10 protein-coding genes are annotated in these 13,223 nt (G+C 69.3%); all 10 read right to left on the reverse strand.

The features are described 5' to 3' along the window. Positions 1 to 132: 132 nt before the first annotated feature. Positions 133 to 3,189, reverse strand: a complete 3,057-nt coding sequence (locus VL129_RS15325) for an error-prone DNA polymerase (protein WP_325414199.1) — start codon at positions 3,187 to 3,189, stop codon at positions 133 to 135. Beyond that, positions 3,186 to 4,592, reverse strand: coding sequence for a Y-family DNA polymerase (locus VL129_RS15330; RefSeq protein WP_325414201.1), 1,407 nt, complete (start codon positions 4,590 to 4,592; stop codon positions 3,186 to 3,188). Before VL129_RS15330 ends, VL129_RS15325 begins: the two co-directional genes overlap by 4 nt. 7 nt (positions 4,593 to 4,599) lie before the next feature. Further along, positions 4,600 to 5,229, reverse strand: a complete 630-nt coding sequence (imuA, locus tag VL129_RS15335; protein WP_325414203.1) for a translesion DNA synthesis-associated protein ImuA — start codon at positions 5,227 to 5,229, stop codon at positions 4,600 to 4,602. Positions 5,230 to 5,315: 86 nt separating this feature from the next. Next, positions 5,316 to 6,734 carry an oligosaccharide flippase family protein gene (locus VL129_RS15340; protein ID WP_325414205.1) on the reverse strand — a complete coding sequence of 473 codons (1,419 nt, stop codon included), beginning with the start codon at positions 6,732 to 6,734 and terminating at the stop codon, positions 5,316 to 5,318. After that, the gene (locus VL129_RS15345) at positions 6,731 to 7,660 is read right to left on the reverse strand and encodes a glycosyltransferase family 2 protein (protein WP_325414207.1); all 930 of its coding nucleotides are present in this window, start codon (positions 7,658 to 7,660) and stop codon (positions 6,731 to 6,733) included. Before VL129_RS15345 ends, VL129_RS15340 begins: the two co-directional genes overlap by 4 nt. Then, positions 7,657 to 8,937: an O-antigen ligase family protein gene (locus VL129_RS15350; protein ID WP_325414209.1), complete on the reverse strand. Its 1,281-nt coding sequence runs from the start codon at positions 8,935 to 8,937 to the stop codon at positions 7,657 to 7,659. The genes VL129_RS15345 and VL129_RS15350 overlap by 4 nt, the downstream gene beginning before the upstream one ends. After that, positions 8,934 to 10,043, reverse strand: a complete 1,110-nt coding sequence (locus VL129_RS15355; protein ID WP_325414211.1) for a glycosyltransferase — start codon at positions 10,041 to 10,043, stop codon at positions 8,934 to 8,936. Before VL129_RS15355 ends, VL129_RS15350 begins: the two co-directional genes overlap by 4 nt. Next, positions 10,040 to 11,035, reverse strand: coding sequence for a glycosyltransferase (locus tag VL129_RS15360; RefSeq protein WP_325414213.1), 996 nt, complete (start codon positions 11,033 to 11,035; stop codon positions 10,040 to 10,042). The genes VL129_RS15355 and VL129_RS15360 overlap by 4 nt, the downstream gene beginning before the upstream one ends. 10 nt (positions 11,036 to 11,045) lie before the next feature. Continuing rightward, a complete protein-coding gene (locus VL129_RS15365) occupies positions 11,046 to 11,798 on the reverse strand; it encodes a WecB/TagA/CpsF family glycosyltransferase (RefSeq protein WP_325414215.1) in 753 nt (250 codons plus the stop codon). A gap of 25 nt (positions 11,799 to 11,823) precedes the next feature. Next, on the reverse strand, positions 11,824 to 13,137 hold the full coding sequence (locus tag VL129_RS15370; RefSeq protein WP_325414436.1) for an undecaprenyl-phosphate glucose phosphotransferase: 1,314 nt from the start codon (positions 13,135 to 13,137) through the stop codon (positions 11,824 to 11,826). Between the last annotated feature and the right edge of the window lie 86 nt (positions 13,138 to 13,223).

The raw sequence follows: 13,223 nt of genomic DNA on the forward strand, positions 1-13,223 counted from the left end.
GGATCGATTGGTGGATGCCCTCCCTCCCTCCCGTCCGGGAGGTGCTTCCTTTTGAACACTCGACCCCTTGCACCCCATGCAAGTACGTATCTACCTGCCCTCCTGATCAGCCTTGCCGAAGGGCGACAGCGTTCACTGAAAATCCCGACTCCGCACGTCCAGCCCCGTCAGTAGCGGGGTGAGGTCCGTCAGCCGCCCGGCGATGACATGGCGGATGCCATCCGCCGCTTCCAGATGGCCGTCGATGCGCAGCATCTGCGACTGCACCAGCACCCGGCGTTGGCGTTCGGCCAGGTCGTGCCAGACGATCACGTTCACCAGTCCGAATTCGTCCTCCAGGGTCACGAAGATCACGCCGCTGGCGGTCTGCGGGCGTTGGCGGCCGATGACCAGACCGGCGACGCTGAGCGGGCGGCCGGGTTCGGCGTCGCGCAGTTCGCGCGAGCTGCGACAGCGCATGCTCTCGAGCTGGCGGCGCAGCAGCGCCAGCGGGTGCGGGCCGAGGGTGGTGCCCAGGGTCGCGTAATCGGTGAACAGTTCCTCGCTGACCGTGGGCGGCGGCAGGCTCACCGGGGGTTCCACGCGGGCCGTCAGGCCGGCGAACAGCGGCAGCTGCGGCTCCACGCCGGCCACGGCCCAGCGCGCCCGGTGACGATGGCCGGCGAGGCCGTGCAAGGCGCCGGCATCGGCCAGATGCTCGCGGGCGCGGGCGTCCAGGCCGGCGCGCAGGATCAGGTCTTCGACACAGGCAAACGGGCGCGCCGTCTCGATTCGCTGCGCATCGGCCTGGCGAAAGCCGCGAATCATCCGCAGCCCCAGGCGGATCGCCGGCTGCGGACCGCCGGCATCCTCCAGGGCGCAATCCCAGTCGCTGTGGCGCACATCGACCGGGCGCACCTCGATGCCATGCCGACGGGCGTCCTGCAGCACCTGGTCGGGGCTGTAGAAGCCCATCGGCCAGCTGTTGATCAGCGCGCAGGCGAAGGCGGCCGGTTCGTGGCATTTCAGCCAGCTGCTGGCGTAGGAGAGCAGCGCGAAGCTGGCCGCGTGGGACTCGGGAAAGCCGTAACTGCCGAAGCCCTTGATCTGCTCGAAGATGCGCGCGATGAATTCGGGCGTGTACTGCTTGGCGAGCATCCGCGAGCTCAGGCGCTCGCGGTGTTTTTCGAGGCCGCCGTGGCGTTTCCAGGCGGCCATGCTGCGGCGCAGTTCGTCGGCCTCGCCCGGGGTGTAGTCAGCGGCGACCATCGCCAGCTCCATGACCTGTTCCTGGAACAGCGGCACGCCGAGGGTGCGCTCGAAGACCGGCACCAGTTCGTCGGAGGGATAGAGTACCGGCTCCTCGCCGTTGCGCCGGCGCAGGTAGGGATGGACCATGTCGCCCTGGATCGGCCCGGGGCGCACGATGGCCACCTGGATCACCAGGTCGTAGAAGGTCTGCGGGCGCAGGCGCGGCAGCATGGCCATCTGCGCCCGCGACTCGATCTGGAACACGCCGATGGTGTCGGCGCGGCTGATCATGGCGTAAGTCGCCGGGTCTTCCTGGGGCAGGCTGGCCAGGGTCCAGCGCGTGCCGCGATAGTGTTCGATCAGGTCGAAGCAGCGGCGCAGCGCGCTGAGCATGCCCAGGGCCAGCACGTCGACCTTGAGCAGGCCGACCAGGTCCAGGTCGTCCTTGTCCCACTGGATCACCGTCCGCTCGGCCATGCTGGCGTTCTCCACCGGCACCAGGCTGGCCAGCGGCTCCTGGGAGATGACGAAACCGCCGGGATGCTGCGACAGGTGCCGGGGGAAGCCGATCAGCTCGCCGGTCAGCGCCAGCACCCGGCGCAGCAGGGGATTTTCCGGATCGAAACCGGCCTCGAGCAGGCGTTCGGCGGAGGGTGGCTTGTCGCTCCAGCGCCCGCAGCAGTCGGCCAGGGCGTTGACCTGATCCGGTGGCAGGCCGAGGGCCTTGGCCACGTCGCGCACCGCGCCGGCGCCATGGTAGGTGCTGACCACCGCGGTGAGCGCGGCGCGCTCGCGGCCATAGCGGCGAAAGATGTACTGGATGACTTCCTCGCGGCGCTCGTGCTCGAAGTCGACGTCGATGTCCGGCGGCTCGTTGCGCTCGCGGGACAGGAAGCGCTCGAACAGCAGCCGGCTGTGCGACGGATCCAGTTCGGTGATGCCCAGCGCGAAACATACCGTCGAGTTGGCCGCCGAACCGCGCCCCTGACAGAGAATGCCCCGCTCGCGGGCCCAGCGGACGATGTCGTGTACGGTGAGGAAGTAGCTCTCGTACTTCAGCTCGGCGATCAGCACCAGTTCATGCTCGATCAGCGCCCGGGCCTTGTCCGGCACGCCGTGCGGCCAGCGCGTGCGGGCCCCCTGGTCGACCAGCTCGCGCAGCCAGCCGGTCGCGTCGTGCCCCGGGGGAACCAGTTCCTGCGGGTACTGGTAGCGCAACTGGCCGAGGTCGAAGCTGCAGCGCTCGGCGATGCGCAGGGTTTCGGCGAGCAGCTCGGGCGGGTAGAGCTCGGCCAGCTCCTCGCGGCGGCGCAGGTGGCGTTCACCATTGGGGAACAGATGGGCGCCGGCCTCGCTCACCGGCAGGTGATGGCGGATGGCGGTCATGCAGTCCTGCAGGGCGCGGCGTCCGCGGGCGTGCATGTGCACGTCGCCGCAGGCCACCGCCGGCAGGCCGTGGGAGCGGGCGATCGCCAGCCGGTGCGTTAACCGTGCGGCATCGTCCGGACCCCGCTGCAGTTCGATGCCCAGCCACAGCCGTTGCGAAAACCGCGCGCTCAGCCAGGCGTGGCCGGCGCCATCCTCCGCCAGCCAGATGGCCAGCAGCCCGTCGAGCGGTATGTCGAAGTCCTCGCGCAACAGGCGATAGCGGCCCTTGTCGGCGCGGCGCCTGGCCTGGGTGATCAGCCGGCAGAGTGCCTGGTAGCCGGCCAGGTTCTCGGCCAGCAGGACCAGTTTCGGACCGTCCTCGATACGCATCTCGCTGCCGACGATCAGCGGCAGCGCGTGCTCCTTCGCCGCCTGCCAGGCGCGCACGATGCCGGCCAGGCTGCATTCGTCGGTGATCGCCAGGGCGCGGTAGCCGAGCCGCGCGGCGCGCGCGAACAGCTCCGAGGCGCTGGAGGCGCCGCGCTGGAAGCTGAAGTGCGACAGGCAGTGCAGTTCGGCGTAGGCGCTCATGCGAACCAGCCATGCAGCAGCAGCGGCCCGTCGCCGCCGACCGTCTGGAAGGCCCAGCCGCGCTGGCCGGCGCGGGTTTCGACCCGATAGTAGTCGCGGCGCACATCGCCGCCGTCCCACCAGCCGGACTCGATACGCTCCGGGCCGGAAATCACCTGCACGCTGCCTTCGCGCAGGGGTTGCGGCTCGCTCAGCAGCCAGCCGGGGCGGGGGCCGCAGGGCGGCAGCGGCACGTCGGCGGACTGGCTGCTCCAGGCCTGCTCGGGACGATGGTCGGCGCGGGCGCCGAGGCCCTGCACGGCGTCGTCACCCAGGCGGGCGCGCAGGCGCTCGCGCAGCTGTTCCCAGGGCAGCGATTGCTGCGGGCGTTCCTCGAACAACACCTGGTGTTCCGGCACGAACGGCGGCAGATCCCGCGCGACCAGACGCACGGCCAGCACCGCTTCCGGCAGTTGCTGCTGCTCCAGGCGGCCCCGGGTCAGTTCGAAGAGCATGGCGGCCTCGCGCTCGGCGCTCAGCAGGCCGACCGGCACCTGACTGGCGGGGCGGTTGCGGTGCTCCAGATGCAGGACGAAACGCTGCACGCCGCTGTCGCGCCCCGCCAGGTAGGCGGCCAGGTCGGCGGTCAGGCGGCGCAGCGGGAAGAGCAGCGCCTGATGCGACTCGACCTCGAAGTTCAGCTCGATACGCGCCTCGAACCGATCCGGCGGCCGGTAGAAGGCCAGGGCCAGCGGGCGCTGGCCGAGCAGCGTGTCGAGCTGAATCAGCACCTCGGCAGGGAAGCGTTTGGCCAAACCATCGCGGGGCAGGGCAAGAACCTGCGCCAGGCTGCGCACGCCCATGCGGGCAAAGGCGCTGGACGCCTCGCGGGAAAAGCCGAGGCGCTCCACCGGCAACGGAGCCAGCGCCTGAGGCAGCGTAGCGTCGTCCACCGCCAATCCATCGTGCGCATTGGCCAATACGCGCGCGGCGGCGGGATTGGGCGCCACGGTGATGCGGTGCTGGAAGCCCAGGGCGGTCAGTTCCTCACGCAGGCGCGCCTCGAAGCGCGGCCAGGGGCCGAACAGGCCGAGGGAGGATTGCACCTCCAGCAGCAGGCAGCGCGGATAGTGCAGGCTCACCTGGGCGCTGAAGCGGTAGCCCCAGGCGGCCAGCAGCTGCTGCCAGCGCTCAATCGCCGCCGGATCGTATTCGGCCGTGGCGAAGTTCTGGCAGAGCGCCTGGGCGGCGGTTAGCGACTGGCCAGGCTTCAGGCCCAGGGCGCGCGCCGCCGGGTTGACCGCCTGGATCCGGCGTCGCTGCGCCGGACCGGTCAACAGGGCCAGCGGTGCGTCCGCGTCGCTCCGTTGGCGCAACACGCCATCCATGGCCAGTTGCGGGAACAGGATGCAGGCCCAGCGCATGGCGGCCTCAGCACCCGCCGCCAATGGCGAAGGCGGCTGTGGCGATCGGCCGGGCCGGGGCCAGGCCGCCGCGACACTTGAGCACGCGCACCTCGCGGGCGTCCACCGCCAGGCGCAGGGCGGCGGGCGAGGGATTGGCCGCTTCCTGCAGCGGACGGTAGGCGAAGGCCAGGGTCTGGCCGGTTTCGGCGGCGACCTGCAGGCGACGCAGGGCGCGGTCGTCCGCCTGTTTCGGCCAGCACAGCACCGCAGCGCAACAACCCGAGCGCAGGCACTGCTCGACGGCCCACAGGGCATCGCGGCCGGTTGCCCGCACGATGCTCAGGTGACGCAGGTCGACGCCGGCCGCCAGCCAGGCGTGCGGATAGGGGATATGGGGTGGCTCGACCAGCACCACCCGCTCGCCGGCGGCGGTGAGGCGCGCCAGGGTGGGCCACAGCAGGCGCAGCTCGCCGACGCCGATGGCGGCGCTGAGGATCTCGCTCAGCGCGGCGTCCGGCCAGCCGCCGCCGGGCAGGGCGGCGTCCAGCGCGGCATGCCCGGTCGGCTGGCTGGCGGAGGAGGAGGCGATGATGGCCTGGCCGCGCCAGACGCGGCGCGTGTCGAGCAGGCGATCGAGGGCGACGACAGAGGACATGCGTGAAACTCGAATACTGTATATGAGTACAGTATTCGATCAGTGCCCGGCGCCGGTCAAGTCGAGGGCGATAAATGTCGAACCCGTCAGCGCATCGCCAGCATGCCCTTGAAGTCCGGCCACCAGCGCGGGTGCAGCAGCGAGTAGGCGAGGGCGTAGGCCAGGGCGCCGACGCAGATGTCCGCGAGCCAGTGGGCGTAGCCGCCCAGGGTGCTGTGGGTCGAGAAATACAGCACGGCGATGCTCATCAGCAGGGTGGCGAGCAGGCTGCGGTAGTTGGTCAGCAGCCAGTCGAGGGCGCCGAAACCGATGCTGCGGCGCAGGGCGGCGACATGGATCGGCACGATCAGCAGGGTGCGCGCCAGCATGGCCAGCCCGCCAGCCAGCGCGCCCAGCGGCTCGCCGAGCAGGCCGAGCAGGGCCAGTGCCAGCAACGTGGTGACCACTTCGGCGCGCACCACGGTCTGGATACGGCTCACCGCGACCAGCAGGCTTTGCGCATGCAGGGCGGTGTTGGCCAGCGCGGCCATGACGGCCAGCACCTGCAGCGTCGGCACGGCGGCCAGCCACTTGGTGCCGAACACCAGCAGCACCAGGTCCTCGGCGGTGAGCGCCAGGCCGATATAGCAGGGGGTCAGCAGGAAACCGGTCAGGCTGCTTACGGCGCCGAACAGCGACCACAGGCGTGCCGGCTGTTCGACGCGCCGGGCGAACGCGGGCAGCGCATAGCTGGCCAGGCCGTTGTGGACCGCCGTGCGCGGCAGTTCGATGATGCGCAGGGCGAAATTGAACTGGCCCACCGCCTGCACGCCCACGGTGAGCCCCAGCACCACGCTGGCCCCGCGCTGCAGCAGTTGCCCGCACAGGGTGTTGATGGCAATGGGCAGGCCGGCCACGAGCACGCCGGCCAGCCAGGGCCGATCGAACACCAGCGGCAGGCGGCGCGGGTCGTTGCGCATCAGCATCAGCAGGGACACCAGCTCCATGATCAGTGCCTGCACGATCAGCGCCCAGGCTCCGCCACCCTGCAACGCAACCAGAATGCCACCCAGCCCCCCGAGCACCTTGCCGAGCAGGGTGCGCGAGGCCAGCAGGCGGAAGTTGCCGCTGCGCCGCATCTCCGCCACGTAGATGCGCGCCATCAGGGTCGCCAGCACCTTGGATGCCGCCACCAGCACCATGGCGCGCACCACGGCGTCGTCGCTGACAACCAGGCCGCCCAGGCTGATCACCCCGAGCGAACCCAGCCCGGCCACCACGCAGGCCCAGAAGGCCGTGGCGCGCTGGCGGGGCGTTACCTGCGGCTGTCGCACCAGCGGATCTTCGATCAGCGAGCTGAACAGCAGGCCCACCAGCTCGACGATGACGATGATCAGCACGCCGACGCCGAGTTCTTCCGGGGTCAACAGGTGGGCGAACACGAAGAAGGACAGCATGGACAGCAGGATCAGCCCAAATTTCTCCGAGAAGATCCAGGCCAGCCGGGTCAGGCGTTCCCGGATCAAATCGGGTGCTCCCCGGCACCGCGCCAGTGGGTGGCGCGGGCATAGGCGTAGCGCAGCGCGGGCTTGCCCCGGGAGAACAACAGGGCACGCCAGGACACGCGCAGCATCTGCTCGAACACCTGGATGACCAGCCGCTGCTGCCCCTTGCGGGAAAAGGCTTCGAGGAATTCCGTCTGGTTGGCGAGAATGAAATCCGTCCGCTCGCGCGGGCTCATCTGCGCGCCGTAACGCTCCAGGTACAGTTCGACGAAGCGCAGTTTGTGCGGGTAGTGGCGCTCCGGCTGGGCGGTGATGTTGTCCGCGCCGACCAGGCGGTGATACAGCACCTCCGGCACCGTGTGAATTTCCGCCCGCTCGGCCACCTGCGTCCACAGCCAGCGGTCCTCGGCGAAGCGGATGCGCGCGTCGAAGCCGCCGAAGCGGGTGGCCAGCTCACGCTCCATCAGCACCGAGGAGGTGCCGTTGATGACGTTGTGCTGCTGGAAGTCGCGAAAATGCCAGCCGGCCTTGCACCAGGCGAAGGGGATCTGCCGGCCATCGTCGAACAGGCTCATGCCGAAGCAGTCGACCAGACCGACCCGTCGCCCCAATGCGCGGAGACGCGTGAAGCGTTCCAGCTGTTTTTCCAGCTTGCCGGGCAGCCAGTAGTCATCGGCATCCAGGAAGGCCAGCAGGCGTTCGCTGGCCTGGAAGATGCCGCGATTGCGCGCCGCGGCCGGCCCCTGGTTCGCTTGGCGGATCAGCGTGAGCGGGAAGGGCGCGGGATAGTGTTCGACCCGCTCCGGGCCGCCGTCGGTGGAGCCATCGTCCACCACGATGACCCGGTCGGGCCGACGGGTCTGGGCCGCCAATGAATCCAGAGCCTGACCGATGGTGTCGACGGCGTTGTAGAGCGGGATGATCACGCACACCGAGCAATCGTTCATGGCGAGGGCCTCCAGTGAGGGATGGATGGGTGCGGGGCCGCGACCGCCCGGGCGGGGCGCAGGGACAGGGCCAGCACACAGAACACCAGGAACTCGCCGGAGCGGTGGTTGGGCACCACATACGCCACGTAGTTGGAGAGGATGAACACCCCGATGATGACCAGCGCGCTGGCGTGCTGTGCCACCGCGATGCGCTGCTGCAGGGCATTGAAGTGCTTGTACAGGGCGGCGGCGAACAGCAGCGCCAGGGCGATCAACTGGATCAGCCCGCCGTTGAGCAGGGTTTCCAGATACCCGCTGTGGGCGTTGCCGATGTAGCCCCAGCGGCGCAGGAAGAAATCCGCCGCCGAGCTGGCCCAGAAAGCGCCGAAGCCATAGCCGCGCAGCAACTCGTCCTCGATGGACGGGGTCAGCAGGGCCCAGATCTGCGTGCGGTCGGTGAGGGAGCTGTCGCGACCGAGCAGATCGAGGAACAGGTGGTAGTTGGCGTACAGCGCCAGGCAGATCAGCAGGTAGACCAGGGTGCTGGTCACCAGCACGGAGCGCGAGCGGTGCAGGCGCAGGCGGATCAGGGTCAGGAAATACCAGTAGCTGGCCACGCCGGCACAGACCAGCACCAGGCCTGTGGCGGAGCGCCCCAGGGCGATGGCCACTAGGGCGAAGAAGCCGGCGAGCAGCGCCCAGCGGTTGCGCCGGCGGATGGCCGGCAGCAGCAACAGGATGGCCACGGCGTTGATGCGCGCGGCGGCGTTCTTCTCGCCGAACACGCCGCGAAAGGCCCCGGCACGGGCGCCGTCGGCGTAGAACACCAGCTCGGGGGAAACCAGCGCGAACACCAGACCGAGCAGCGACAAGAAGCCGATGGTGCAACCGATGAGCAGCGCCAGGCGTTCCAGGGGGTAGTTGTAGACGGCGAAGCCGGCGAAGAACACCACCCCCAGCAGCGCCACGAAACGCCGGAAACTCAGTCCGGGTTCGTAGGACCAGAACACCGAGAGCAGCACGCAGCCCAGGAACAGCAGCAGCACCAGGTTGTCCCGGTAGACGCTGCGGCGCTGGAAGATTCGCTGGCGAATGAACAGCCAGGCTGGCACCAGCAGGGTGATCAGCCCGCAGACCTGATTGACCGGATTGCCTTCCAGCTCCCGGTCCATGCTCAGGCCACGGCGCCCGATCATCAGGGCGATCAGGAAATCGAACGCTTTCAGGTAGAACAGCAGCCCGAACATCAGGAAGGCGAGCCGCAAGCTGGAATAGCGCACCTCGAGGGTTTTCATGTTCTGCCCTCCGGTAGCAGCACCCGCAGGTAGCTGCGCGCCGCCGCACTGCGGGTGAAACGGGCCGCGGCCTGTTGCCGGAGGCTGCGCTCCGCCTCGGGGTTGCTGGCCAGAACCTGCGCCACCGTGCGAGCCAGGGTCTTGGCATCCTCCACGGGGACCAGGGGCGCGACGAGTCCCCGGTCGAGAATCTCCTCCGGGCCGTAGGGACAGTTCGTGGCCACCACCGGCACGCCGGTGGCCAGGGCTTCCACCAGGGCATTGGGACTGCCCTCGAAACGGGAGGCCAGCACGAAGCAGTCGGCGGCGGCGATCTCCGCCTGCGGGTCAGCGCAGTAGCCAGGCAGGTCGAGGCGTCCGGCGACCCCCAGCCGGCTGGCCTGTTGCTGGAGCGCGGCGCGCTGCGGGCCTTCGCCGAGGATCACCAGGCGCACGTCCTCCGGCAATCGCACCAGTGCCTCGATGAGGATGTCGAAGCCCTTCTGCGGCGCCAGGCGGCCCACGGCCACCAGCACGCGCCCCTCTTTGTGGCGCAGCCAGGCGTGGCGCGGAGCGGACGGCGCGCGGGACAGATAGTCGTCATCCAGCACCGGGTTGTCGGCGGTGACCAGATCCTCCGGGCGCAGCGCCGGGTGGCGCAGCAGATCCTGCGCGACGCCCTGCGACACGCAGATCACCGGATTGGGAATCAGCCGATACAACCAGGGCGCCAGGGCATAGGCGGCGCGCACGCTGCGGGCGGGATTGACGGCGCGGTCCAGAGAGAAGGCATTGCGCTCGCTGACATGCAGGCGCACCAGGCTGCCGGACACCGCGGCGGCGCCGATGGCCAGCACGTTCACATGGGTCAGCGCGGCGAGCATGGCGTCGAAGCGCTCGCGGCGCAGGAACCGCGCCAGGGCGGGCAGCGCGCGGGCGGTGCGCGGACTTTCCAGGCACACCCGGCGCACACCGGGGGCCAGCAGCGCCTCGTGGACGCCGCCTTCGGTGAGGGTCAGCACCGTCACCCGGTACTCCTCGCACAGGCTGCTGGCCAGCCGCGCGAGCATCTTCTCGGCGCCGCCGCCGTGCAGGTTGTGCAGGATGAACAGGATGCGCCGGCTCACAGGTTCCACACCCGGTAGTAGGCCTGGGCGGCCTGGCGGCCGTGGAAGCGGCGCACGCTCGTGTCCGCCCGGGGCGGCGTCCATTCCAGCCCGCGCCGCAGCCCCTCGGCCAGGGCGTGAGGATCGTCCGGGCGCACCAGCACGCCGAGGCGCCCGTTCTCCAGCAGCTCGCGCGGGCCGGTTTCGCAGTCGCTGGCCACCACCGGCACCTGCAAGGCGAGGGCCTCGATCAGCACGGTGGGCATGCCTTCGTGGCGCGAGCTGAGCACGAACAGCCGGGCGCCGCGAAACAGCGGGTAGGGATTGCGCAGAAAGCCGGTGAACCGCACCCGGGAGGCGATGTCCAGGCGGGCCGCCAGGGCCTGCAGAGCGTCGCTCTCGGGCCCGGCGCCGACGATGACCAGCGCCGGCAGCGGCGCTTGCCGGCTGGCCAGGGCGTAGGCTTCGAGCAGCACATCGAAGCCCTTTTCCGGTGCCAGGCGGCCCACCGCCAGCAGGTAGCTTTCCGGCACGGGGCAGGGCGGCGGCTGGTTGGCCAGTTCCTGCAGCTCGTCGCCGATCACCGCGTTCGGGCAGTTGTGCAGGCGCTCCTGGCGCCAGAGCAGGCGCCGCGATAGCGCCCCGGCGAGCGGCTCGGACACCGCCACCGCCCGCCCGCCGCCGAGCAGGTACAGGGAGTAGAGCCAGCCCAGCAGGCGCGGGCCGAGCCGCTGACCGGTGCATTCCAGCGTGGCGTGGCGGCTGTAGATCACCCGGCAGTCGGTGCCCCGGGTGGCCAGCCAGGCGCACAGGTTGGCCTGTTCCTTGGCGGCGATCAGGTGGGTGACGCCCTGGCGGAGCACCCGGCGCAGGCGCAGGGCGCCGCCCGCGCCGCCGACGGCGGGCCAGCCGGGCACGGGGTCGCCGTTCATCACGAAGAAGCCGACCTCGTGGCCGTCGCGCGTGAACTGCGCGGCCAGCCGGCGATGCACCTGTTCGATGCCGCCGTCCATGGGAAAGTCCTTATGAATGAACAGGATGCGCATTTTTCTTGCGAGCGGGTGTGATGTGTATTTCCAGCCGTCGGCGCACCAGCAGGTAGTTCAGGCGCAGGAAATTGGCCGGGTAGACCAGCAGGTAGCGCAGGATGGTGTGCGGCTCACGGTACATGCGGTACAGGGCGCGCAGGTTGAGGCGGTTGATCAGCGACGGGTAGTAGGCGCCCTGGGCCATGGCTTCCTGGCGGATGAATGCGCCGCAGGAAAAGGCCACGCCGGCGAATCCCCCGCGTTTGACCTGGCGGATGAAGTCCTCCTGGCGGCCGGCGCCCAGCCCGACGATGAGAATGTCGCAACGGCTGTCGAGCACCGCCTGCACCACCTTGTCCGTCTCGTCGCGGCGGAAGTAGCCGTGTTCCCGCCCGGCGATGATCAGTTGCGGATAGCGGGTCTTCATCTTGCGGATGAAACCGCCCAGCTCGCGGGGCGTGGCGCCGAGCAGGAACACCCGTTTGCGGTGCTGCTCGGCGTGCAGGAACACCACCGGGGCGATGGAGGTGAAGTCGAAGCTGACTCGACTGATGTGCTGGCCGGTGAGCCGCGACATGAAATTGGACATCAGCATGCCATCACAGAAGTAGTGCAGGCTTTCCTGATCCTGGCCGGCATCCTGAAACAGCCGGCCAATCGAAGCGAAGTTGATGAAGGAAAACGCCTGGTCGCCGTTCAGCAACTGCTCCGAGAAGCTTTCCATGACCGCCATACGGATCATCGGCATATGCAATCTCCATGCATTCCCATGCTCAGTAGATGTCCCTGGACAGCAGGGTGAAGGGCGTCTTGCAGAGAATCTTCAGGTCCAGCCAGAACGACCAGCGATTGATGTAGGCCAGGTCGGCGGCGACCCGCTGCTGCATCTTCTCCAGCGTCTCGGTTTCGCCGCGGTGGCCGTTGACCTGGGCGAGGCCGGTGATGCCCGGCTTGATGCGGTGCCGGGCCGCGTAGGCCTGGATGCGCTCGCAGTAGTAGAGGTTGTGCAGCACGGCGTGGGGGCGCGGCCCCACCAGGGCCATGTCGCCGCGCAGCACGTTGTACAGCTGCGGCAACTCGTCCAGCGAGGTGCGCCGCAGCAATCGCCCGACCGGCGTCACCCGTGGATCATGCCGGCTGGCCTGGCGCACCTGATCGTCCGGATGCTGGTACATGGTGCGGAACTTCCAGATTTCGATGATCCGGCCGTTCCAGCCGTGGCGTTGCTGGCGGAACAGCACCGGGCCCGGCGAGGACAGTTTCACCGCCACGGCGATGGTCAGCAGCAGCGGGGCGAGGGGTACCAGCGCCAGGGCCGCCAGGCAGCGCTCCATCAGCGTCTTGGCCAGGCTGGCGGCCGGATGGGAGCTGGCCAGGGTTTCGTTGAGATACAGCGCCGGCAGCGGGCCGATGGCCGAATAGGACGGATTGAGCAGCGGCAGGTGGGTCAGGTCCGGCACCCAGATCACGTCCACCGGCAGGTTCAGCAATTCCCGGTACAGTCCTTCGATACGTCCCTGTAGCTCCCGGGGCAAGGCCAGGTAGACGCGACGAATGCCTTCTCGCTCGATGATCTCGTCCAGTTCTCCCAAGGTGCCCAGCAGCCGCAGGTCCGGCACTGGCGCATCGGTTGCATCGCAGGTCACCAGACCGCGCAGGGTGATCTGCCGGCTGCGCAACTGATCGGCCAGTGCCTGGGCGGTCCGGCCGGAACCGACGACCACGGCGCGTCGTTCGCGGCGCAAGCGGCGGGCCAGGCGGCGAAACAGTCCATACAGCAGCGTCTGACTCAACGCCTGCACGACCAGGCCGAAGAGCAGCCAGTCGCGCAGGAAGGCGGCGGAGAAATCCGCCAGCTGGCCAACCAGTTCAAGCAGCGCCAACAGTCCCCCGGCCAGCAACAGCCAGGCGACCATCAGGCGGCCCAGGCCCTGCGCCAGCGTGTGGCGCTTGTGATAGACCTGCAGCAGGCCGTAGCAGTACGGCGAGCCGAGGACGGTCAGGGCGCCCAGCAGCCGGTAGTCCTCGGAAAACGCCCCGGCATGCAGTGCGGCGAGCTGCCAGAGCAGCAGATGCAGCACCAGCATGGCGGCCAGCCATTGACTCCAGAAGGTCAGCCCGCGCCGGTTGACGAGCGGCGCAGCGGGCCGGCCGCTGTCCAGGGGCAGGGGAT

The organism is Pseudomonas sp. (assembly GCF_035497915.1).
Classification (GTDB): Bacteria; Pseudomonadota; Gammaproteobacteria; order Pseudomonadales; family Pseudomonadaceae; genus Serpens.